Below are 21,515 nucleotides of genomic sequence, written 5' to 3' on the forward strand. Positions count from 1 at the left end.
TGCTCGAACCCGGCGCCGTTAACCGTCCGCCAGTTCCGCCACCCCCGTGATCCGGTGCAGCGGATACGTGCGGACCTCGTCCGCCGTGTGGTCGTACGCCGTGACGAAGCCGCCCTCCACCCTCACGGGGGCGATGACGCGTTGGCTGGCGGTGCCCTCGGCGTTGACGTAGCCGATCCAGAGGGCCTCGCCCGTCAGGACGGCGGCCTGCATGGTGGCCAGGGTCTCGGCGGAGCTGGTGCGGGGGAGTTCGCCGGGGGCGAGGGGGGTGGCGGTGTCGGTGGGTTTGCGGGGGGTCGTGGAGGCGAGGTCGCCGGCCCGGATCGCCCGGACAGCCGCCGTGAGGAGGGTCGCGTCGGGGATCGGGGGGCCGTCGGGGACCGGCTCGGGGGCCGTGCGGGGCGGGGTGCGGTGGGCGTGGGCGCGGGTGATCAGGACATCGCCCTCGGCGGATTCGGCGGCGGGCGCGTAGCCCATCGCGCGCAGGCCGTCGAGGAGGGCCGCCGGGTCGGCCTGGGCGGCCAGCACCGTCGGGGCCAGGCGGCGCAGCCGCAGGGTGCCGGCCCGCTTGTCGGCGAGGATCTCGTTCAGCACGGTGTCGTCGTCGCAGCGGACGTACGCCGAGGCCGCGCCCACCCGCAGCCGGCCGTGTCTGCGGGCCACGTCGTCGATCAGATAGGCGAGCGGCTGCGGCACCGGCGTACGCGAGTGCCGGCCGAGGAAGGCGTGCAGGTCGGAGGCGCTGCGGCCGGCGTCCAGGGCGCGGCGTACGGAGCCGGGCGTGAAGCGGTAGACGGTCGCGCCGCCCTTGGACTCCACGTCGGCGAGCACGCTCAGCACCTCGGCGAGCGGGCGCTGGAGGGGGCCCGGCGCCACGGCCGTGAGGTCCGCCTGGAGCAGGACGTGGTCCAGGGGCTCGGGCAGCAGCGGCGCCAGCAGGCGGCCGGCGGCCGCGGCGGCCACGGCCTGTTCGGGCGGGGACAGGGGGGTGAGCGGAGTGGCCGTGCGGTGGTGGTGGACCGGGAGTTTGTCGCCGGGGCCCTCCGGTTCCGGGTGACGGCCGTGGGCGGCCGGTGATACGCCGATCAGGGCCCGGCCCTGTGCCGACAGGGCGCCGCGTCCGGTCACGCCGAGCAGTTCGGCCTCGGTGAGGGTCCAGCGGGCGAGGCGGGAGCGGAGATCGTCCTCGCCCTGGGGAGAGGCCTGCGGTCCGCGCAGGGGGCGTTCCCAGCGCAGTCGGGCCAGGACCGCCTCGGGGTGCGGGGCGGCGCCCTCCGGCAGGGCGGCCAGGAGGGTCAGGACCCGGTGGCGTACCTCGGGGGCGGCGGAGCGGTCCAGGCCCGGGCCGAGCGCCGACAGCGCCCGCTCCTTGGCGTCCCGCCCGCCGACCACGCCGGACGTCCGGGTCGCCGTCAGCCAGGCCTGGGCGAGCCGTGCCCAGCGCTCGGCGGCGGGCCGCTCCAGCCACTCGTCGTACGCGGGGGTCGCCGCGTACCGCTCGTCGGCCTCGCCGTCGGAGGCGATCAGGCCGGTGGCGTACGCCAGCTCCACCCAGAACGCCGCGACCGGCTCCGGTACGTCGAGGGCGACGGCGGTCCGCTTCAGGTCCCGCACGCTCAGTCCGCCGGCCCGCAGCACCGCGGGGCCGCCCTCGTCCCAGTCCTTGAGCAGCTCTTCCACCGTCGCCAGCGCGGTGTACGCCTGCCCGGCCGCCGTGCTGTCCACAACCTGTGGACGGTGGGTGGCGGCCGGTTCCACGGCGGGCGGCAGCGGCTCCGGCGTCCGGTGCGCCCGGCCGGCCCGCAGATGCAGGGCGACCTCGCGGGGCAGGACGACCGTGCCGGGCGCCGTCGGCAGCAGCAGACCGCGGTCCAGCAGCCAGCGCAGCCGGGGCGCCGGATCATGGGTGACCTGGCCGTACGGCGGGCCCCACACCAGCCGCTCCAGCACCTCCAGGGACTCCTGCGGGGCCTTGGCCAGCAGCGCCTTCATCTTCCTGCGGTGCGTGAAGAGCGCGGTGAGCGCGTCCACGGCGGAGACCGAGTCGTGCGTGGACGGCAGCCCGACGGTCGCCACGATCTCCTGGATCCGGCCCGGCGACATGCCCGCCGTCGCCTCCCGCACACTCGGGCCGAGGCCGGTGGGGGACGGGTGCTGCGGCGACGGGGCGAGCAGCTCGCGGGCCGTGCGGACCAGACGGAGGCGGTCGTCGGCGCCCCACACCAGCGCCTGCTCGCGCAGGGCCGCGAGGGCGGCGGGCAGCGCGGCCGACACCTCCGGGTCGCGGGCGTCCCCGGCCACCAGACCGAGCAGTTCGTCGTACGACGACGGGTCGGCGGCCACCGCCAGCGCCTCCGCGGTCTGCAGCGCGAACCGGTCGAGCCGCTCCAGCGCCCGTACGACGGAGGCGCGGGTGCCGGCGCGGGTGGCGAGCTGGGTGAGGTCGGTGGGGACCGGGGTGATGAGGTCGGGGCGGCTGCGCAGGAGGGCGGCCAGGGAGGCGTCGTCCCTGCCGCGGAGCGCTTCCGCGAGGGACCGGGGGGCCGGGTGGTCCTCGGTGCTCATCTTGCCCACGTTAGCGGGTCGCCGTCTCGGGGGGCCGCGCCCCCGGACCCCCGTCCCGGCCCGGATCGTCGGGCTTGCGCGATAGCGTCTCCCCGTGGGGATCGAGAGCGACCAGGTCGTCTACGAGTATCTGAGCCGTGTCGGTGACGTCGCGCAGCAGCAGCAGTTGTCGTCGGCCACGCGGATGCGGCTCGTGTCCGAGTTGCGCAACGAGATCGACCGGCGCCGGTCCAAGGCGACCGTCGACTCGCCCGCCGCCGTCCGCCGCATCATCGACCGCCTCGGCAGCCCGGACGACGTCGTCGCCGCCGCGGCCGACACCGGTGGGGGCGCCCCGCAGGCGCCGACGCCCTCCGTGCCCGTACAGCGGGACGACGAGGACCGGCCGCCGCCGGCTCCGCTGGGGCTCCGCAAGGTGCCCGGGCCCCGGTCGGGCGGGCCCGCCGACGAGGTGCAGGTGCCCGACTGGTGGCAGCGGGAGTCCGATCCGTTCGCGCTGGGCGACGAGGTGCCCGGGTTCGTCGGCGGGGTCGAGATCCCGGAGATGCTGCGGGCACCGCGGCCCGAGAAGGAGCAGGCGGAGAAGGGGGAGCAGGGGAAACAGGGGGAGCCGAAGGAGGAGACCGCGGCGGCCGGGGCCGAGCCCGGGGCCGGGGCCGCGGTCAAGGGGCGGCGGCGGTTTCTGCCCGCCCTCCCGAGCGGCGGCTGGAGCAACCCCCTGCTGCTGCTCGCCGCCGTCGCCCTCGTCGTCGGCGCGGTGCTCGGGAAGTTGTTGTTGCTGGTGGTGGGCTGGGCCATCGCCTATCTCTCGCGTCGGCTGACCGACCGGGAGACCAAGCTGGCGGTGATGTGGCTGCCGGGGCTGTCGGTCGCCGCCGGGCTGGTGTGGCTGTGGGGCCGCAACGAGGGCCGCTGGGGTGCGCCGATCGCCGAGGGGCACATGAACGACGCGATCGGCGAGACCTGGCCGTGGGTGGTGCGGGGCGCGGCCGTGGCGTCGGCGCTGTTCCTGGTCTGGCGGTCGCAGCGGCGGAAATAGGCAGCGGGCCGACCGCCCCGACCGGGCACAATGTCCCGCATGACCGCCACCTCGGCCCGCGCCCGCACCGTCGGCTTCGACCTCGACATGACCCTCATCGACTCCCGGCCCGGCATCCACGCCTGCTGGACGGAGCTGTCCGCGCGGACCGGGACGTACGTCGACGCCGATCTGGTGGTCACCCGGCTGGGGCCGCCGCTGGCGGAGGAGATGGCGCACTGGTTCCCGGCCGAGGACATAGCGGCCATGGGCGACCTCTACCGCGAGATCTACCCGGCGTACGCGGTCACCGGCACGCTCGCGATGCCCGGCGCCCATGAGGCGCTGGAGGCGGTGCGGCGGGCCGGCGGGAAGGCGATCGTCGTCACCGCGAAGTGGGAGCCCAACGCCAGGCTGCACATGGAGCACCTGGGCATGCGGCCCGACGCGGTGATCGGCAACCGGTGGGCGGCGCAGAAGGCGGAGGCGCTGCGCGAGCACGGGGCGTCCGTGTACGTCGGCGACCATGTGGGGGACGTGCGCGGGGCCCGGCTCGCCGAGGCGTTCTCGGTGGGTGTGGCCACGGGGCCGTGCAGTGCCGCGGAGCTGACCGAGGCCGGGGCGGACGTCGTCCTCGACGATCTGACCCGGTTCGGGGAGTGGTTCGCGGACTACGAGGGCTGACCTCCCGCCCGCGCCTGACGGCGGCCCGCCGCGATCGACTGGAGCACTCCGGCGCCCGCGACGAGGAATCCGACGCCCATGAGCATGCTCAGTCCGAACATATACGTCGGGAAAGGCGTCGTGCCGAGGAGCAGCGGGGCGATCGTGACGAGGGTGGCCACGGCGCCGGCGAAGAAGACGAGGGCTCCGGCACGGATCAGTCGGTCACCGGGAGCGGCGGAATTCGTTTGGGTTTTGTCACGCACCGGACCAGGGTAGTTCCCACCGCGAAGGAACAACCGGGCGACGTCTTGTCAGTCGCTCGAAGAGCATTAGCCTTGGTACCGGCGGGTCATGGTCGACCCGCCCGAGTGCTATCAAGAGCCGTTCCCGAACTGTTTTTTCCAGAAGCAAGTTTCCGACGAGTACGAGGACGAGGACAGACGTGCCTACCGGCAAGGTCAAGTGGTTCAACAGCGAGAAGGGCTTCGGCTTTCTCTCCCGTGACGACGGCGGTGACGTCTTCGTCCATTCCTCGGTCCTCCCCGCCGGAGTCGAGACACTGAAGCCGGGCCAGCGAGTGGAGTTCGGCGTAGTCGCCGGACAGCGCGGCGACCAGGCACTCTCCGTCGTCATCCTCGACCCGACGCCCTCCGTCGCGGCGGCCCAGCGCAAGAAGCCCGACGAACTGGCCTCCATCGTGCAGGATCTGACGACCCTCCTCGAGAACATCACCCCGATGCTGGAGAAGGGCCGCTACCCCGACAAGGCCTCCGGCAAGAAGATCGCGGGCCTGCTGCGCGCGGTCGCCGACCAACTGGACGTCTGAGCCCTCAGGGAAATTCCAGTGCGTCCGGGCCGAGGGGCGGCACCAGCCCCTCGGCCGCCGCGCGTGTCAGCAGGCCTCTGATCGCCGCGTAGCCGTCCTCGCCCAGGTCTGCCGTGAACTCGTTGACGTACAGGCCGATGTGCTGGTCGGCGACGGCCGGGTCCATCTCCTGGGCGTGGGCCATGACGTAGGGGCGGGAGATCTCGGGGGCGTCCCAGGCGGCCTGGACGGAGGCGCGGATCGCGGCCGCCAGGGCGGTCAGGGTGTCCGGGCCCAGTGAGCGCTTGGCGATGATCGCGCCCAGCGGGATCGGCAGGCCCGTGGTGGACTCCCAGTGCTCGCCCATGTCCGCGAGCTTGTGCAGGCCGTAGTTCCGGTACGTGAAGCGCGCCTCGTGGATGACGAGTCCCGCGTCGACCTTGCCGTCCCGTACGGCGGGCATGATCTCGTGGAACGGCAGGACCACGATCTCGCCGACCCCGCCGGGCAGCGTGTCCGCCGCCCAGAGGCGGAACAGCAGGTACGCCGTCGACGTCTCGGAGGGCACCGCGACCGTGCGCCCGGTCAGTCCCCCACTGCCGAAAGCGTGGGAGGTGCCCCCAAGCCCGGCCTCCCGCGTCAGGACCAGGGGGCCGCAGCCCCGGCCCAGCGCGCCCCCGCAGGGCAGCAGCGCGTACGTGTCGAGGACGTACGGCAGCACGGCGTACGACACCTTCAGCACATCGAACTCGCCGCGCTCGGCCATGCCGTTGGTGACGTCGATGTCCGCGAACGTCACGTCCGGCGCGGGCGCGCCCGGCACCCGGCCGTGGGCGAGGGCGTCGAAGACGAACGTGTCGTTGGGGCAGGGGGAGTACGCGATCTTCAGCGGGTCACTGGTCATGTGAGTGCCAACTCTCCAGGGCGGGGACGAGCTTCCCGAAGGCCTTCGTCAGCGCGGCCAGCGCCTCGCCGATGCGCCAGGCGGCCCGGTCGCGGGGCCCCACGGGGTTGGAGACCGCGCGGATCTCCAGGACGGGCGTGCCGTGCGCGTCGGCCGCCTCGGCGACCCCGAACCCCTCCATGGCCTCGGCGAGCGCATCCGGGTGGCGCTCCCGCAGGGCGGTGGCCCGGGCGGCGGTGCCGGTGACCGTGGAGACCGTCAGGATCTCGCCGGTGCGGCCTCGGGTGGCGGCCTCGGCGGCTCGTACGAGTGAGTCCGGCGGACGGTGGGTGACGGTCCCGAAGCCCAGCTCGGTGACCGGCAGGAAGCCGTCCGCGCTCTCCGCGCCCAGGTCGGCGACGGTGATCCGGTCGGCGACGACCAGGGAGCCGACGGGCGCGTCGGGGAGGAAACCGCCGGCGATGCCGGCCGAGACGACCAGGGTGTACGGCGCCCCGAGCAGGGCGGCGGCGGTCAGGGCGGCGGAGACGGACGCGGCGGCGCGCGCCGGGCCCACACCGGCGGCCAGGAGGTCGAAGGCCACGTCGGGGCGGTGCAGGACCACCCCGGGCAGGGGCACCACCACCTGGCACGGCTCCACGAACGCCCGTGCCACCGCGTCCCGTTCTGCGGGGACCGCGGTGGCCACGAGGATGCGGGCGGAGGACGTGACTAGTCGTCCTTCTTCAGCTTGAACGACCACAGACCGGTCGCGCTCTGGCTGTCCTTCTTGCCGTCGCCCGCCTTGATGGTGACGAGCGTCGAGTCGCCCTGGGCGCCGTACTGGGCGTTGAAGAACACACTGCCCGGGATCGTGCGGTACGTCTTGTCGCTGTCCTCGGTGAGCGGCTGACCGTTCATCAGGATCGTCCAGCGCTTGTCCGCGATGTCGGGGTCGACCCCGAAGCGGACCGTCTCGTCCGGGTCGACGTCGATGGACTTGATGTCCTTGTCGGCCAGGCACTTCGTCAGCGCGGCGGCGTTCAGGGCCTTGCCCTCGCCGCCACAGGTGGCCTCGGAGCTCACCGAGGTGCGGCCGACGGTGATCGTGGACAGCGGCGTCGGCTTGTCACAGGCCGACAGGACGAGCAGTCCGGCGGAAACGGCGCCGGCGGCGGCGACGGCGCGGCGGCGTCGCAATACGGATTGCAGCGTGGTCATGGGGCGAAGGCTATCGGGCGCGTGCGACGGTCTCCTTATGTGGGGGGCCATGCCGCTGTGTGTTACGCCACGCGGGCCTTCGGCGTCCCTCCGTGACGGGCCGAGCCGATCAGACCACGCACCGTCGTCAGCCAGCCGAGCGCGAGGACACCGGCGGCCACACACAGGCCCAGCGTGCCGTTGAGCGGCATCACGATGCCGATCGCGCCGCCCAGCACCCACGCCATCTGCAGCATGGTCTCCGAGCGGGCGAACGCCGAGGTGCGCACCGGCTCCGGCACGTCCCGCTGGATCAGCGCGTCCAGCGACAGCTTCGCCAGCGCCAGACAGAACCCGGTCGTCGCCGTCAGACACGCCACCAGGAACGCGCCGAAGAAGATCGCCGCGGTGATCGCCGCGCCCAGGACCACCGCGAGGACCGTCACGATGATGATCTCCGGCGCCCGGGCCCGCAGCCACGCCCCCACCGCCGTGCCGAGCGCGTTGCCCGCGCCCGCCGCTACCGCCACTATCCCCAGCGAAACGGCCGCGCTGGACCCCGTCAGCGGGTGCTCGCGCAGCAGGAAGGCGAGGAAGAAGGTCAGGAAGCCGGACAGCCAGCGCAGGGCGGCGTTCGCGCCGAGGGCATGGGTGACGGCGATGCCGACGGTCCTCAGACCGGGCCGCTTGACCGGCTGCCGGTGCGGGCCGTGCAGATGCTCCTCGTCCGCCGCGAGCAGCGCGATGTCCTCGCCCTTCGCCGAGTCCACCTTCGGCGGCAGGGTGAACGACAGGAACGTACCCGCCATGAAGATCACGAAGGCGCCGTAGAGCGGCCAGCGCTCCCCGATCGCGTGCAGCCCGGCCCCCACGGGAGCCGCCACACCGGTGGCGAGGAGCCCGCCGAGGGTGACCCGCGAGTTCGCCTTCACCAGGGAGAAGCGCGGGGGGAGCAGCCGGGGGACCACGGCGCTGCGGACCACGCCGTACGCCTTCGACGCGACCAGCACGCCCAGCGCCGCCGGATACAGCTCCAGGCTGCCGCTGGCGACCGCCCCGGCGATGATCAGGGACAGCAGGGCCCGGGCCAGCATCGCGCCGGCCATCGCCGCCCGGCGGCCGTGCGGCAGCTTGTCCAGGAGCGGGCCGATCACGGGGGCGAGGACGGTGAAGGGCGCCATCGTGATGGCGAGGTACAGCGCGACCCGGCCCCGGGCCTCGTCCGTCGGCACCGAGAAGAACACGGTGGAGGCGAGCGCGACGGTGATCATCACGTCCCCCGCGCCGTTCACCGCGTGCAGCTCGATCAGCTTGCCGAGGCCGGACTCCCCGGCGCCGTGCGCGTGCGTGGCCTTCCTGATGCCGCGGGCCGTGCCGGTGAACGGAAGATGCAGGGCACGGCCGACCGCACGGACGGACCCGTTGATCCGGCCCGAACCGCCGATCCGGCCCCTTGCCTTCGATCCCTTCGATCCCCTCGTCCCACCGGTCCCGGTGGCACCATGGGATGCTTTCGCGGCTGCCACTCCGTCATAGTGCCCCGAGAAAGGCCCGCGTAGTGCGGTTACCGCGCGGATGGCGGGGGTCCGGTACGGGGAAACGTCCCGTCGGTGTAGGCCGAACGTCGCGGAACAGGTAGCGTGCGTAGCGCGCCGTGGCGATTGTTCTCGGCCGCGCGCCTCCCCGGCATCCAGCAGAATGGATGACAGCAGGTGCGCCCGAGCGCGATCGGGCGCGGACGTAAGACGCGGCCCTTCGGTCCGCTCCGTCCGCACCCGCCGCCTTCAGGCCGGCGCACCAGAGAGACGGCGTAGGAGAGAAGCGATACCTGTGAGCGCAGCGACCACGCGAAGCCGCACCCCCGACCGCCTGTGCGCCGAGGCCGTCGACCTCGCACGCGCCGCCGCAGAGGAGGCCGCCGCGCCCGGCGTGGTCGGCGAGCACGTAGGCCTGCTCTCCGAGGGTGACCGGGTCGTCACGCACTACTTCGAGTGCAAGGAACTGGGCTACCGGGGCTGGCGCTGGGCGGCGACCGTGGCCCGCGCCTCCCGCGCCAAGATCGTCACCCTCGACGAGGTAGTCCTGCTGCCCGGCCCGGACGCCGTCCTCGCCCCCGAGTGGGTCCCCTGGAGCGAGCGGCTGCGCCCCGGCGACATGGGCCCCGGCGACCTCCTGCCCACCGACGCCGAGGACCTCCGGCTGGAGCCCGGGTACTCCGGCGAGGACGAGCCCACGGCGAACGCGCCCGTCTCCCACGAGATGGCGGAACTGGTCGAGGCCGAGGACGCCGAGGTGACCGCGGCCCCGCCGGCCGCCCTGCCCACGGTCCCGGCACGCGGCTCGATCTCCGCGATCGCCGAGGAGCTCGGACTGCGCCGCGCCCGGGTCCTGTCCCGCTACGGCCTGCACACCGCCGCCGACCGCTGGGACGAGTCCTTCGGCGCCAAGACGCCCATGGCCCAGGCGGCCCCCGCGACCTGTGTCAGCTGCGGCTTCCTCACCCCCATCGGCGGCTCCCTCGGCCAGGCCTTCGGGGTCTGCGCCAACGAGTTCTCCCCGGCGGACGGCCGGGTCGTGTCCCTCGCGTACGGCTGCGGCGGCCACTCCGAGGCCGCGGTCATGCCGAAGCCCCCGCAGCCGCCCGCGCCGGTCATCGACGAGACCAGGGTGGACCCGTTCCCGCTCCGCCCGGAGGCGGACTCGGGCTCGGTCCCGGCCGTCCCCGACGAGGCGACGGCGGAGCTCGGCCACGCCTGAGAGCCCGGGCCTCCAGCGCCGGACGGGCCGGTCGCCTGCGCGCGGTACCTTCATGGTCACGTCCGACGAGGAGAGTGACAGTGAGCCAGTTCGTGCGGCCGGCCCCCGAAGGAGCCGATCCCTTCGGGACGGCCCGTCTGCGCCGCGGTGTACTTGACGCCTGGGCCACCAGTCCCGCCCGCTTCCGTGAGGACGCCAACGCCGAGGAGGACCTCGTCCTCGGCGGCTACCGTGACCGTCTCGTCGTGGAGCTCGCCCAGAACGCCGCCGACGCGGCCGCCCGGGCCGGCGTGCCCGGCCGGCTGCGGCTCACCCTGCGCGACGGCGTCCTCGTCGCCGCCAACACCGGCGCCCCCCTGGACGCGGCCGGTGTCGAGTCCCTCGCCACCCTGCGCGCCTCCGCCAAGCGCGACACCCAGCAGGTGTCCGTGGGCCGCTTCGGCGTCGGTTTCGCCGCCGTCCTCTCCGTCACCGACGAGCCCGCCGTCGTCGGCCGGCACGGCGGCGTCCGCTGGGACCTCGCCGAGGCCCGCGAGCTGGCCGCCGACACCGCCCGGCACAGCCCCGGCCTCGGCGACGAGCTGCGCCGCCGCGACGGACACGTCCCCCTGCTGCGCCTCCCCTTCGCCGCCCAGGGCACCGCCCCGGACCCGTACGACACCGCCGTCATCCTCCCGCTGCGCGACGCGGCCGCCGCCGACCTCGCCGAGCGGCTCCTCGCCGCCGTCGACGACGCCCTGCTCCTCGCCCTGCCGGGCCTGGCGGAGGTCGTGATCGAGACCGGCGGCGACGCGCCCCGCACCCTGCGCCGCTCCACCGACGGCGCCCTCACCGTCGTGACGGACTCCCGCGAGGGCACCACCCGCTGGCGCACCGCCGCCGCGCACGGGCCGCTCACCCCCGAGCTGCTCGCCGACCGCCCCGTCGAGGAGCGGCAGCGGGCGCACTGGTCGGTCACCTGGGCCGTCCCCGTGGACGAGCAGGACGCGCCCGCCCGGCCCCGCACCAGCCCCGTCGTGCACGCCCCCACCCCCAGCGACGAGCCGCTCGGCGTGCCCGCCCTGCTCATCGCGTCCTTCCCGCTGGACACCACCCGTCGGCACGCGGCCCCCGGCCCGCTCACCGACCACCTGGTCGAGCGCGCGGCCGACGCCTACGCCGAACTCCTCGCCGACTGGCGGCCGGTGACCCCCGGCATCATCGACCTCGTGCCCGGCCCGCTCGGCAAGGGCGAGCTGGACGGGGCGCTGCGCCGGGCGATCCTGGAGCGGCTGCCGCGCACCGCCTTCCTGCCGCCCGCCGTCGAGCCCCCCAAGGACGAGGACGGCCTCCCCGAGGTGCTGCGCCCGCGCGACGCCGAGGTGGTCGAGGGCGCGGGCGCCGACACCGTACGGGTCCTCGCCGAGGTCCTCCCGACCCTGCTGCCCGCCGGTCTGGAGCGGCGCGTCGAGCTGCGCACCCTCGGGGTCGCCCGGATCCCGCTCGCCGACGCCGTCGACCGGCTCGCCGGACTGGAGAAGGACCCGGACTGGTGGTACCGGCTCTACGACAGCCTCGCCGGCGTCGACCCGGACCGGCTCTCCGGGCTGCCCGTGCCGCTGGCCGACGGACGGACGACGATCGGCCCCCGCCAGGTCCTGCTGCCCGTCGCGGACGAGGCCGGCGCCGACCCGGAGATCCTCGCCCGCCTCGGCCTGAAGGTCGCCCACGCGGACGCCGCGCACCCCCTGCTGGAGAAGCTCGGCGCCCTGCCCGCCACGCCCCGGGCGGTGCTCACCACCCCGCAGGTGCGGGCCGCGGTCGCCGCCTCCCTGGACGACGACGGCGGCGCCTGGGACGACCAGGACAGCCCCGACGCCGAGGAACTCGCCGACACCGTCCTCACCCTCGTCCGCGACGCGGCCCTGGAACCGGGCGACGAGCCCTGGCTGGGCGCCCTCGCCCTGCCCGACGAGGACGGCGAACTCGTCCCGGCGGGCGAACTCGTCCTTCCCGGCAGCCCGTTCGCCGCCGTCATCCGCGAGGACGAACTCGCCTTCGTCGACGCCGAATGGGCCGAGCGATGGGGTGAGGGCCCGCTCGCCGCCGTCGGCGTCCTCGCCAACTTCGCGCTCGTGCGGGCCACGGACGTCGTCCTCGACCCCGACGAACTGGAGCCCCGCGAGGGCGACTTCGCCGAACCGGACGACGCGGGGCTGCTGGACGCGGTGGACGTCTGGTCCGAGGACATCCTCGACCGCTTCCCCGACTCACCGGTCCCGCCCGTCGCCACCGAACTCGTCGCCGTCCGCGACCTCGACCTGGTCGACGACGACCGCTGGCCCCAGGCCCTCGCCCTCCTCTCCCAGCCCCCGCTGCGGGACGCCCTCACCCAGCCCGTCCGGATCCTGCTCCCCGACGGCACCCACGAGGTCGTACGCCCCTACACGGCCTGGTGGCTGCGCGGCCACCCCGTCCTGGACGGCCGCCGCCCCGCCGGCCTGCTGGCGGCCGGCGGCGACCCGCTCCTGCGCGGTCTGTACGACGAGGCCGACGCGACCGGCTTCGACGACGAGCAGGTCCTGCGGGCGCTGGGCGTACGGACGTCGGTGGCGGCGCTCCTCGACGAGCCGGGCGGCGCGGCCGAACTCCTCGACCGCCTGGCCGACCCCGAGCGCCCCGTCGGCCCCGCCCAACTGCACGGTCTCTACGGCGCGCTGGCCGACCTGGACCCCGAGCAGGTCACCCTCCCCGACGAGCTGCGGGCGGTCGTGGACGGCCGGGTGGAGGTCGTGGACGCCGCCGACGCGGTGGTCGTCGACTCCCCCGACCTCCTCCCCTTCACGGCAGGCGTCCCGCTGCTGCCCGTCCGCCCGTCCCGCGCCGCGGAGCTGGCCGAACTGTTCCAGGTACGGCGGCTGAGCGAATCCGTGACCGGCCGGGTCGACTCCGAGGGCGTGGAACACGACGTCCCGGAACCGGTCGGCGTCCTCCTCGGCCCCCGCACCCCGTCCGGCTACGTCGAACACGAGGAACTCGTCGTCGACGGGGTAGAACTCGACTGGCGCCTCACCGACGACGGCGTCCTGCACGCCGCCACCCTGGAGGGCGTCGCCGCCGGCCTCGCCTGGGCCGCCGGCCAGTGGCCCCGCCGCTTTGAGGTGGCGGCCCTGCTGGAGGACCCGTCCCGCACGGCGGAACTGGCCCGGGACCGCTGGTTCGACTGACGCCGTCCCGGCTTCACGGGCGTCACATGGGGTCCGCCTCGGGTTCGAGAAAGTAGTCGTACTGCTCCAGGTCGAGCGCGACACCGGTCAGCCGGTGGACGCGCTCGGCATGGGCCGCCGTCAACGGGTACACGCCGACCAGGTGGTCCGCCGGAACGCCCAGAAGGCCGGCGAAGGCCTCCGCACCGGCGGCGGTGACATCGGTGGAGGAGTCGGGGAAGTCCCCGTCCTTCGCATAACGGGTGATCAGAAACTGCACGGATCGCCTTTCGCTCAGCCACTCCCCGCCCAGCGGAGAGACTGTCAGAAAATCTTCTTCACTTCGTACAACTATTCACATCCGTCGGCGATCTCACCTCATGAGCCAACAGGCTTCACCAACACATGGGCCCTGTCCGAGACGAGCCGTAGGGATCGACCGCAGCCAGGGTCCTTTTCTTCACCGGGGGATTGCATGCGCATCCGTGCCACCGTGGCCGCCGTCACCGGCGCCCTGGCTCTCTCCGCTCTCGCCGTCCCGGCCGCCCAGGCCGCCGGCGGATCCTCGTACGGCAAGGACGACGTCCAGAAGGCGGCCGCCGCGGCGCAGGCCGCCTCCGGCAAGACGGCCTTCACCGGGGCGACCCCTGCCGCCGACGGCGTCCCGTACCCGCTGAACGTCACCTTCTCCGCCGTGAAGATCAACAACGGCAAGCCGATCGTCGCGGGCACCAGCGGCCACGTGAGCGTGCCGGTCACGTACAAGGTCACGCACGAGGCGGGCTTCGACCTCTCCGCCCCGGACGTCTTCCTGGACGTCGAGATCTACCGCGGCACCGCCTACGACTCGCCCGCCAACCTGCTCTGGGGCGACGACTGGCCCACCTGCACGGCGACCTCGTCCACCGTCGCCAGCTGCAAGGGGACCATCGACGTCTACCCCGGCCAGGAGCTGAACAACGTCGACGCCACCTCCTGGAAGGCCGGCGGCTACGTCATCGACTTCAACGACCAGCTGGGCGTCGACATCGACGACATCGACTGGTCCAAGGTCGGTTACGCCGAGCAGGACAAGCTCGCCACCACCAAGCTCCAGCGTCTCTCCAAGCTGACCGTCAACGCCTCCCCCGAGCCGGTGAAGAAGGGGAAGACCATCACCGTCACGGGCAAGCTGTCCCGCGCCAACTGGGACGACAACAAGTACCACGGCTACGCGGCCCAGCCGGTGAAGCTCCAGTTCCGCAAGAAGAACAGCTCCACCTACACCACCCTGAAGACCATCAAGACCAGCTCCACCGGCACCCTCAAGACCACGGTCAAGGCGTCGGCGGACGGCTACTTCCGCTACAGCTTCGCGGGCACCTCGACGACCCCGGCGGTCAACGCCGCGGGTGACTTCGTCGACGTCAAGTGAGCACCCCAGACACCCGTACTTCTCTCCACCCGAGGAACAGCATGCGCATTCGCGCTTCGGTGACGGCCGTACTCGGCGCCGTCGCCCTCTCCGCCGTCGCCGTTCCGGCCGCCCAGGCCGCGCCGACGGCGGCGCCCGACGTGACCTTCTCCAACATGAAGGTCAACGCCGGCAAGAGCATCGTGGTCGGTCCCTCGACCAAGGTCACCGTCAGCGTGTCGTACACCCTGACCAAGCCCGCGGACCTCAGCACGAGCTCCTTCCTGCACGGTCCCGTCCTCTACCGGGGCACCACCCTGAACGAGAACACCGACTCGATCCTCGGCGACGACCCGGGCACCTGCACCGCGTCCTCGAGCACGGTCCTCAAGTGCACCGCGAAGATCCAGTTCCGGCCCACCGAGAGCGACGACTACGACGACCTGACCAACAGCCAGGCCGGCACCTGGAAGGTCGGCGCCCTCGCCGTCCCCAACGACGTCGACAGCCCGGACGATTTCAAGTGGCAGACCGGCCTCGGCACCACCAAAATCCTCCGCAAGGCCACCCTCACCACCAACGCCACCCCGGAGCCGGTGAAGAAGGGCAAGACCATCACGGTCACCGGCAAGCTGGCGCGCGCCAACTGGGACACCAACAAGAACGCCGGTTACGCCACCCAGCCGGTCAAGCTGCAGTTCAAGAAGAAGGGCGCCACCGCCTACACGACGGTGAAGACCATCAAGAGCAGCTCCACCGGCACGCTCAAGACCACGGTCAAGGCGACGGCGGACGGCTACTTCCGTTACGTCTTCGCCGGCACCACCACGACCGCTCCGGTCACCTCCGCCGCCGACTTCATCGACGTGAAGTAGGACGCGCGGGCAAGGTCCCGGAGCAAGGCCCAAGGAGAGGGGAAGGCATTCTTCCCCTCTCCTTACCTTTTCCGGTACAACTCGCCCCAGGAGCCACGGATCTAGCAGGTGAGTCAACAGACTCCCGAGATCCTTCTCTCCTCATGGGGAACGCACATGCGCATACGCGCCCTCGTCCTCGCCGCTTCCGGCGCCGTGGCCCTGACCGCCCTCGCCGTGCCCGCCGCGCAGGCCGCCCCGGCCGGTCCCGCCGTCACCTTCTCCGCGCTGAAGGTCAACAGCGGCAAGAACATCGTCGTCGGCCCCACGACGACGGTCACCGTCACGGCCACCTACACGCTGACCAAGCCCGCGAGCCTGGACCCGAACACCTTCGCGAGCCTGCCGGTGCTCTACCGCGGTACCACCCTCGGCGACGACTCCGACGGTCTCGCCGGCGACGACGTCGCCACCTGCACCAAGTCCTCCTCGACCGTCCTGAAGTGCACGGCGAAGATCCAGTTCCGCCCGAAGTCCTCCGACACGGACCTCGATCTGACCAACGCCGATGCCGGCACCTGGAAGCTGGGCGCCCTCGCGGCCAACGCGGCCGGCGGCGTCACGTACCAGGGCGGCCTCGGCACCACCAAGGTCCTCCGCAAGGCCACCCTCACCACCGACGCCACCCCGGAGCCGGTGAAGAAGGGCAAGACCATCACGGTCACCGGCAAGCTCTCCCGCGCCAACTGGGACACCAACAAGTACGCGGGCTACGCCACCCAGCCGGTCAAGCTGCAGTTCAAGAAGAAGGGCGCGACCGCCTACACGACGGTCAAGACCATCAAGACCAGCTCGACGGGCACCCTGAAGACCACGGTCACGGCCTCCGCGGACGGCTACTACCGCTACGTCTTCGCGGGCACGACGACCACGGCCCCGGTGAACTCCGCAGCGGATTACATCGACGTCCAGTAACGCAAGTGAGGGGCGCGGGGAACTGCGCGACAAGGCCCCACGCACCCGCACCCGAAGCTAAACGGAACCGCGGCGGTCGACCCACCTCCACACGATCTCCAACCCGACCGCCGCCACCCCCGCAACCCCCACCCCCACCCACGGCATCGTCATCCCCACCAGCCGCAACGCGAAGAAGTCCTGCAGCCACGGCACCACCAGCACCACCAGGAACCCCGCGCCCATGGAGGCGACCAGCACCACCCGCCACCACGTGTACGGCCGCGCCACGATCGCCAGCACCCACAGGGAGATCAGGAACAGCGTCAGGGTGGCCACGCTGGTCTCCGCCTCCAACGCCCCCGCGCCGCTGTAGTGGTGACGGGCGATCAGATACGTCACGAAGGTGGCCGCCCCCGCCACCACCCCGCCCGGGATCGAGTACCGCATCACGCGCCGCACGAAATGCGGCCGGGCCCGCTCCTTGTTGGGGGCGAGGGCGAGGAAGAAGGCCGGGACGCCGATGGTGAGGGTGGACAGCAGGGTCAGGTGCCGGGGCAGGAACGGGTACTCGACCTGCCAGCACACCACCAGCAGCGCCAGCAGCACCGAGTAGACCGTCTTCACCAGGAACAGGGTCGCGACCCGGGTGATGTTGCCGATCACCCGCCGCCCCTCCGCCACCACCGACGGCAGGGTGGCGAAGCTGTTGTTCAGCAGCACGATCTGCGCGACGGCCCGGGTCGCCTCCGAGCCCGATCCCATCGCGACGCCGATGTCCGCGTCCTTGAGCGCGAGCACGTCGTTGACTCCGTCGCCGGTCATCGCGACCGTGTGCCCCCGGGACCGGAGCGCCCCGACCATGTCCCGCTTCTGCTGCGGGGTGACCCGCCCGAAGACCGTGCCCTCGTCGAGGGCCGCGGCCATCGCGTCGGGCTCCCCGGGCAGCCGCCGCGCGTCGACCGTACGGCCCTGGAGCCCCAGCTTGGCGGCGACCGCCCCGACCGACACCGCGTTGTCCCCGGAGATCACCTTGGCGCGGACGTCCTGCTCGGCGAAGTAGCGCAGGGTGTCCGCCGCGTCGGGCCGCAGCCGCTGTTCCAGTACGACGAGGGCGACCGCGCCCGCTCCCTCGGCGACGCCGGGATCGCTCAGTTCCCGTACGGCCCGGGCGAGCAGCAGCACCCGCAGGCCCTGCTCGTTGAGCCGCCCGGTCTCGGCGAGGGCGGGGGCGCCGTCGTCGAGCAGCACGTCCGGCGCGCCCAGCAGCCAGGTGCTGCTCTCGCCGTTGCCCTCGCTGAAGGTGGCGCCGCTGTACTTGCGGGCGGAGGAAAAGGGGAGGGCCTCGGTGCAGCGCCACTCCTCGGCGTCGGGGTAGGCGTCGAGGATGGCCCGCAGGGACGCGTTCGGCCGGGGGTCGGACTCGCCGAGCGCGCCGAGCACCTGGCGGATGTACGTCTCGTCGGCGCCGTCGAGGGCGCGCAGCCCGGTGACGTCCATACCGCCCTCGGTGAGGGTGCCGGTCTTGTCCAGGCAGACGGTGTCGACGCGGGCGAGGCCCTCGATGGCGGGCAGTTCCTGCACCAGGCACTGTTTGCGGCCGAGCCGGATCACGCCGATGGCGAAGGCGACGGAGGTGAGCAGGACCAGGCCCTCCGGGACCATCGGGACGATCCCGCCGACGGTCCGGGCGATGGATTCCTTGAGGTCGTTGTTCTTCACGAACAGCTGGGTGACGACCAGGCCGATCGCGGCCGGGATCATCATCCAGGTCACGTACTTGAGGATCGTGGAGATGCCGGAGCGCAGCTCGGAGTGGACGAGGGTGAACCGGGAGGCCTCCTCGGCGAGCTGGGCGGCGTACGCCTGGCGCCCCACCCTGGTCGCCCGGAAGGCGCCGCCGCCGGCCACCACGAAGCTGCCGGACATGACCTGGTCCCCGGGGCGTTTGACCACCGGGTCGGCCTCGCCGGTGAGCAGCGACTCGTCGATCTCGAGGCCGTCCGCCTCGACGCACACCCCGTCGACGACGACCTTGTCCCCGGGGCCGATCTCGACGAGGTCGTCCAGGACGAGGTCGGAGGTGGTCAGCTCGACCGCCGTGCCGTCCCGGCGGACGGTGGGCCGGACCTCGCCGATGACGGCGAGGGAGTCCAGGGTCTGCTTGGCCCGCCACTCCTGGATGATCCCGATCCCGGTGTTGGCGAGGATGACGAACCCGAAGAGGCCGTCCTGGAAGGGGGCGACGACGAGCACGATCAGCCACAGGACGCCGATGATCGCGTTGAACCGGGTGAACACGTTCGCCCGGACGATCTCCCCGATGGACCGGCTGCTGCGCACGGGGACGTCGTTGACCTGACCGCGTGCGACGCGCTCCGCGACCTCGGCGGCGGTGAGCCCGGTCGCCGCCGGCACGGTGGTGGTCGCGTCGAGATGGGTCATGGAATCGACGGTACGTGCGGATTTGGGGGTTCACCCCCCGAAGGTGCGGAAGATCCGACCTGGGGAGGAGGCCGCTAATGCGGGGGGTGTACGGCTACTCGGCTACTCGGCTGTTCGGCTGTTCGCCTATTCGGCGGGAGCCTGCTCGGGCTCCTGCGGCCGTTCGGCCTGCGCCGCCGCCTCGGCCCGCTTGATCGCCGCGTCCCGGCTGCGGGTGATCTGGATGCCGAGAAGACCCAGCGCGCCCCCGGCCAGGCAGGTCCACAGCCACCACAGATGGCCGTGGTCGTCGAACCAGCCGTAGAAGGGGAGCTGGACGAGGAAGAGGACGAACCAGATGATCGTGCCGCCGGTGATGACCGGGACCACGGGCCCTTCAAGGGGCTCCGGAGCCTCATGCTTGGGTGTCCACTTCGCCATGGGGACAGCTTACGAGGTGGTCACATCTACGCGCGGAGATGGCCGAGCGGAACCTTATATGTTCATACTGAAACAGTTTGAGTCTGACTGCTTCTCTTCGTAGGAAACACCAAATATATGCCCACCTCGGCCCCCGCCAAGGTCCCTGCCCCTGATCAGCCGGGAGCCAGGCCCGCCTACGGCGCACTCGACCGCTACTTCAAGATCTCCGAGCGCGGCAGCTCCCTGCCCCGCGAGATCCGGGGCGGTTTCGCCACTTTCTTCGCGATGGCGTACATCATCGTGCTGAATCCGATCATCCTCGGCAGCGCGAAGGACATGTACGGGCATCAGCTGGACAACGGCCAGCTCGTCACCGCCACCTGTGTGACCGCCGCCTTCACCACGCTCCTCATGGGCGTCATCGGCAATGTGCCGATCGCGCTGGCGGCGGGGCTCGGCGTGAACTCCGTGGTCGCGCTCCAGCTCGCCCCCCGGATGTCCTGGCCGGACGCGATGGGCATGGTCGTGCTGGCCGGCCTCATCGTGATGCTCCTGGTGGCCACCGGTCTGCGGGAGCGCGTCATGAACGCGGTCCCCTTCGGACTGCGCAAGGCGATCTCGATCGGTATCGGCCTGTTCATCATGCTGATCGGTCTGGTGGACTCCGGTTTCGTCTCCCGGATCCCGGACGCCGCCCACACCACCGTCCCGCTCCAGCTCGGCGCCGACGGTCATCTGGTCGGCTGGCCGGTCCTGGTGTTCATCCTGGGCGCGCTGCTCACCCTCGCCCTGATCGTCCGCAAGGTCCCGGGCGCGATCCTGATCTCGATCGTCGCCATGACGGTCCTCGCGCTGATCATCAACGCGGTCGCGCACGTCCCGTCCTGGGGCCTGACCACCCCCGAGTGGCCCGGCAACCCGGTCGCCACCCCCGACTTCGGGCTGATCGGCGACGTCAGTCTGTTCGGCGGCTTCGGCGAGGTCGGCGTGCTGACGGGCGTCCTGTTCGTCTTCACGGTCCTGCTGTCGTGCTTCTTCGACGCGATGGGCACGATCATGGGCGTCTCCGACGAGGCCAGGCTGACCGACGCCAAGGGTGAGATGCCCGGCATCAACAAGGTCCTCTTCGTGGACGGTCTCGCCGTGGCCGCCGGCGGCGCCAGCTCCTCCTCGGCCACCACCGCCTTCGTGGAGTCCACCGCCGGGGTCGGCGAGGGCGCCCGCACCGGTTTCGCGAACCTCGTCACGGGCGGCCTCTTCACCGTCGCGCTGTTCCTCACGCCGGTCGCCACGATGGTCCCGTCCCAGGCCGCCACCCCCGCGCTGCTCGCGGTGGGCTTCATGATCCTGGCGAACTCGGTCAAGGAGATCGACTGGGCCGACTACACGATCGCCGTCCCGGCCTTCATCACGATGGTGATGATGCCGTTCACCTACTCCATCACCAACGGCATCGGCATGGGCTTCATCACCTTCGTGCTGCTGCGCCTGGTGGCGGGCCGGGCCCGTGAGATCCCGGTCCCGATGTACGTGGTCTCGGCGGTCTTCACGTTCTACTACCTGATGCCGGCCCTCGGTCTGACCTGACCGAAGCCCGCGGCCCAGGGCCTCAGGTGAGCCCGTAGAACTTCTCGGTCTCCTCGACGGCCGACTGGAAGCGCTGGTCGAAGTCATCGCGAATGAGCGTCTGGACGACATAGTCCTGGACGCTCATTCCGCGTTTGGCGGCATGCTGCCGGAGCCGTTCGAGCAGCTCCCCGTCTATCCGCAGGCTGAGCACAGTGGTCCCCATGAGTCGAGGGTCGCGCCCCGTGCCGTACGTCAGTGACTTTCCGCGCGCGTCTCACTCGTTCGAGTGATGAAACGGTTTCCGTGGCCGGACTCACGGGAATCCTGGCCCGCGCCAGCTTGTTTAGCCAGGGTAATGAGTTACTCTAAAGAGATGCCTGACCTCACCCATGGCGACGACGCGGCCGCCGTGAACTCGCTCCGGTCCGCAGTGATGCGGCTCTCCCGTCGGCTCAAACACCAGCGGGTCGACGAGTCGCTGAGCCCCACCGAGATGTCGGTGCTCGGCACCCTCTCCCTCTGCGGCAGCGCCACACCGGGCGAACTCGCCCGCAAGGAGCACGTCCAGCCGCCCTCGATGACCCGCATCGTGGCGCTGCTGGAGGCCAAGGGCCTGGTCCGGCTGGAACCGCACCCCGAGGACCGGCGCCAGAAGGTCGTCACCAAGACCGAGCAGGCCGAGACCATGCTCGAGGAGTCCCGCCGCAAGCGGAACGCCTTCCTGGCCACCCTGGTCGACGGCCTCGACGAGGACGAGTGGGCGAAACTGCGCGCCGCCGCCCCCGTGCTGGAGAAGCTCGCACACCTGTAAGCCGCAGT

General features: G+C 72.1%; 20 protein-coding genes. 10 read left to right on the forward strand and 10 right to left on the reverse strand.

The annotated features are described in order from the left end of the window. Positions 1-18 precede the first annotated feature (18 nt). Complete coding sequence (locus ABZ464_RS11135; protein ID WP_359274157.1) at positions 19-2,565, reverse strand: helicase-associated domain-containing protein; 2,547 nt, start codon at positions 2,563-2,565, stop codon at positions 19-21. A 94-nt stretch (positions 2,566-2,659) separates the two neighbouring features. Between ABZ464_RS11135 and ABZ464_RS11140 the strand changes: the two genes are divergently transcribed. Beyond that, positions 2,660-3,604 carry a hypothetical protein gene (locus ABZ464_RS11140; protein WP_359274160.1) on the forward strand — a complete coding sequence of 315 codons (945 nt, stop codon included), beginning with the start codon at positions 2,660-2,662 and terminating at the stop codon, positions 3,602-3,604. 39 nt (positions 3,605-3,643) lie between these two features. Beyond that, positions 3,644-4,267, forward strand: a complete 624-nt coding sequence (locus ABZ464_RS11145; RefSeq protein ID WP_359274163.1) for a haloacid dehalogenase-like hydrolase — start codon at positions 3,644-3,646, stop codon at positions 4,265-4,267. Here ABZ464_RS11145 and ABZ464_RS11150 read toward each other — a convergent pair. Next, on the reverse strand, positions 4,255-4,512 hold the full coding sequence (locus ABZ464_RS11150) for a hypothetical protein (protein ID WP_359274166.1): 258 nt from the start codon (positions 4,510-4,512) through the stop codon (positions 4,255-4,257). The genes ABZ464_RS11145 and ABZ464_RS11150 overlap by 13 nt on opposite strands. A gap of 179 nt (positions 4,513-4,691) precedes the next feature. On the opposite strand from ABZ464_RS11150, the gene ABZ464_RS11155 reads away from it, so the two are divergent. Continuing rightward, positions 4,692-5,075, forward strand: coding sequence for a cold-shock protein (locus ABZ464_RS11155; RefSeq protein ID WP_189942254.1), 384 nt, complete (start codon positions 4,692-4,694; stop codon positions 5,073-5,075). Positions 5,076-5,079: 4 nt separating this feature from the next. Here the strand turns inward: ABZ464_RS11155 and ABZ464_RS11160 are convergent, their stop codons facing one another. The 4 genes from ABZ464_RS11160 to ABZ464_RS11175 form a co-directional block, all read right to left on the reverse strand. Further along, positions 5,080-5,958, reverse strand: a complete 879-nt coding sequence (locus ABZ464_RS11160) for a 1,4-dihydroxy-6-naphthoate synthase (protein ID WP_359274170.1) — start codon at positions 5,956-5,958, stop codon at positions 5,080-5,082. Next, on the reverse strand, positions 5,948-6,700 hold the full coding sequence (locus ABZ464_RS11165; RefSeq protein ID WP_359274173.1) for a futalosine hydrolase: 753 nt from the start codon (positions 6,698-6,700) through the stop codon (positions 5,948-5,950). Before ABZ464_RS11165 ends, ABZ464_RS11160 begins: the two co-directional genes overlap by 11 nt. Beyond that, entirely contained in the window at positions 6,670-7,158 is a 489-nt protein-coding gene (locus ABZ464_RS11170) for a DUF2771 domain-containing protein (RefSeq protein ID WP_359274176.1), read from the reverse strand. Before ABZ464_RS11170 ends, ABZ464_RS11165 begins: the two co-directional genes overlap by 31 nt. A gap of 62 nt (positions 7,159-7,220) precedes the next feature. Next, the gene (locus tag ABZ464_RS11175) at positions 7,221-8,663 is read right to left on the reverse strand and encodes an MFS transporter (RefSeq protein ID WP_359274179.1); all 1,443 of its coding nucleotides are present in this window, start codon (positions 8,661-8,663) and stop codon (positions 7,221-7,223) included. 304 nt (positions 8,664-8,967) lie between these two features. Between ABZ464_RS11175 and ABZ464_RS11180 the strand changes: the two genes are divergently transcribed. Beyond that, the gene (locus ABZ464_RS11180) at positions 8,968-9,894 is read left to right on the forward strand and encodes a DUF3027 domain-containing protein (protein WP_359274182.1); all 927 of its coding nucleotides are present in this window, start codon (positions 8,968-8,970) and stop codon (positions 9,892-9,894) included. Positions 9,895-9,974: 80 nt separating this feature from the next. After that, positions 9,975-13,100 carry a molecular chaperone Hsp90 gene (locus ABZ464_RS11185; protein ID WP_359274184.1) on the forward strand — a complete coding sequence of 1,042 codons (3,126 nt, stop codon included), beginning with the start codon at positions 9,975-9,977 and terminating at the stop codon, positions 13,098-13,100. A 22-nt stretch (positions 13,101-13,122) separates the two neighbouring features. Here the strand turns inward: ABZ464_RS11185 and ABZ464_RS11190 are convergent, their stop codons facing one another. Next, complete coding sequence (locus ABZ464_RS11190; protein ID WP_359274187.1) at positions 13,123-13,359, reverse strand: hypothetical protein; 237 nt, start codon at positions 13,357-13,359, stop codon at positions 13,123-13,125. A 195-nt stretch (positions 13,360-13,554) separates the two neighbouring features. Between ABZ464_RS11190 and ABZ464_RS11195 the strand changes: the two genes are divergently transcribed. The 3 genes from ABZ464_RS11195 (at position 13,555) to ABZ464_RS11205 (ending at position 16,301) form a co-directional block, all read left to right on the forward strand. Beyond that, positions 13,555-14,493 carry a hypothetical protein gene (locus tag ABZ464_RS11195; protein ID WP_359274190.1) on the forward strand — a complete coding sequence of 313 codons (939 nt, stop codon included), beginning with the start codon at positions 13,555-13,557 and terminating at the stop codon, positions 14,491-14,493. Positions 14,494-14,534: 41 nt separating this feature from the next. Continuing rightward, on the forward strand, positions 14,535-15,347 hold the full coding sequence (locus tag ABZ464_RS11200) for a hypothetical protein (RefSeq protein ID WP_359274193.1): 813 nt from the start codon (positions 14,535-14,537) through the stop codon (positions 15,345-15,347). Between the two features lie 156 nt (positions 15,348-15,503). After that, positions 15,504-16,301, forward strand: coding sequence for a hypothetical protein (locus ABZ464_RS11205; RefSeq protein ID WP_359274196.1), 798 nt, complete (start codon positions 15,504-15,506; stop codon positions 16,299-16,301). Positions 16,302-16,358: 57 nt separating this feature from the next. Here the strand turns inward: ABZ464_RS11205 and ABZ464_RS11210 are convergent, their stop codons facing one another. Beyond that, positions 16,359-18,725 (reverse strand): HAD-IC family P-type ATPase, encoded by a 2,367-nt coding sequence (locus tag ABZ464_RS11210; protein WP_359274199.1) that lies wholly within the window; start codon positions 18,723-18,725, stop codon positions 16,359-16,361. Between the two features lie 126 nt (positions 18,726-18,851). Then, positions 18,852-19,145 carry a DUF2530 domain-containing protein gene (locus tag ABZ464_RS11215; RefSeq protein WP_359274202.1) on the reverse strand — a complete coding sequence of 98 codons (294 nt, stop codon included), beginning with the start codon at positions 19,143-19,145 and terminating at the stop codon, positions 18,852-18,854. A gap of 117 nt (positions 19,146-19,262) precedes the next feature. Here ABZ464_RS11215 and ABZ464_RS11220 point away from each other — a divergent pair, with 117 nt between their 5' ends. Further along, a complete protein-coding gene (locus ABZ464_RS11220; RefSeq protein WP_359274204.1) occupies positions 19,263-20,714 on the forward strand; it encodes an NCS2 family permease in 1,452 nt (483 codons plus the stop codon). 22 nt (positions 20,715-20,736) lie between these two features. On the opposite strand, the gene ABZ464_RS11225 is transcribed toward ABZ464_RS11220, so the two are convergent. Further along, on the reverse strand, positions 20,737-20,919 hold the full coding sequence (locus tag ABZ464_RS11225) for a ribbon-helix-helix protein, CopG family (protein ID WP_133912014.1): 183 nt from the start codon (positions 20,917-20,919) through the stop codon (positions 20,737-20,739). 150 nt (positions 20,920-21,069) lie between these two features. Between ABZ464_RS11225 and ABZ464_RS11230 the strand changes: the two genes are divergently transcribed. After that, a complete protein-coding gene (locus ABZ464_RS11230) occupies positions 21,070-21,507 on the forward strand; it encodes a MarR family transcriptional regulator (RefSeq protein WP_359274207.1) in 438 nt (145 codons plus the stop codon). Positions 21,508-21,515: the final 8 nt, after the last annotated feature.

This window comes from Streptomyces sp. NPDC005820 (genome assembly GCF_040630255.1).
Lineage (GTDB): Bacteria > Actinomycetota > Actinomycetes > Streptomycetales > Streptomycetaceae > Streptomyces.

Excerpts from the sequence above, each read along its gene's own strand:
- ABZ464_RS11205 (WP_359274196.1), top strand. The coding sequence starts at position 15,504 with ATGCGCATACGCGCCCTCGTCCTCGCCGCTTCCGGCGCCGTGGCCCTG.
- ABZ464_RS11215 (WP_359274202.1), bottom strand. The coding sequence starts at position 19,145 with ATGGCGAAGTGGACACCCAAGCATGAGGCTCCGGAGCCCCTTGAAGGG.
- ABZ464_RS11135 (WP_359274157.1), bottom strand. The coding sequence starts at position 2,565 with ATGAGCACCGAGGACCACCCGGCCCCCCGGTCCCTCGCGGAAGCGCTC.
- ABZ464_RS11230 (WP_359274207.1), top strand. The coding sequence starts at position 21,070 with ATGCCTGACCTCACCCATGGCGACGACGCGGCCGCCGTGAACTCGCTC.
- ABZ464_RS11220 (WP_359274204.1), top strand. The coding sequence starts at position 19,263 with ATGCCCACCTCGGCCCCCGCCAAGGTCCCTGCCCCTGATCAGCCGGGA.
- ABZ464_RS11145 (WP_359274163.1), top strand. The coding sequence starts at position 3,644 with ATGACCGCCACCTCGGCCCGCGCCCGCACCGTCGGCTTCGACCTCGAC.
- ABZ464_RS11160 (WP_359274170.1), bottom strand. The coding sequence starts at position 5,958 with ATGACCAGTGACCCGCTGAAGATCGCGTACTCCCCCTGCCCCAACGAC.
- ABZ464_RS11210 (WP_359274199.1), bottom strand. The coding sequence starts at position 18,725 with ATGACCCATCTCGACGCGACCACCACCGTGCCGGCGGCGACCGGGCTC.
- ABZ464_RS11195 (WP_359274190.1), top strand. The coding sequence starts at position 13,555 with ATGCGCATCCGTGCCACCGTGGCCGCCGTCACCGGCGCCCTGGCTCTC.
- ABZ464_RS11225 (WP_133912014.1), bottom strand. The coding sequence starts at position 20,919 with ATGGGGACCACTGTGCTCAGCCTGCGGATAGACGGGGAGCTGCTCGAA.
- ABZ464_RS11170 (WP_359274176.1), bottom strand. The coding sequence starts at position 7,158 with ATGACCACGCTGCAATCCGTATTGCGACGCCGCCGCGCCGTCGCCGCC.
- ABZ464_RS11200 (WP_359274193.1), top strand. The coding sequence starts at position 14,535 with ATGCGCATTCGCGCTTCGGTGACGGCCGTACTCGGCGCCGTCGCCCTC.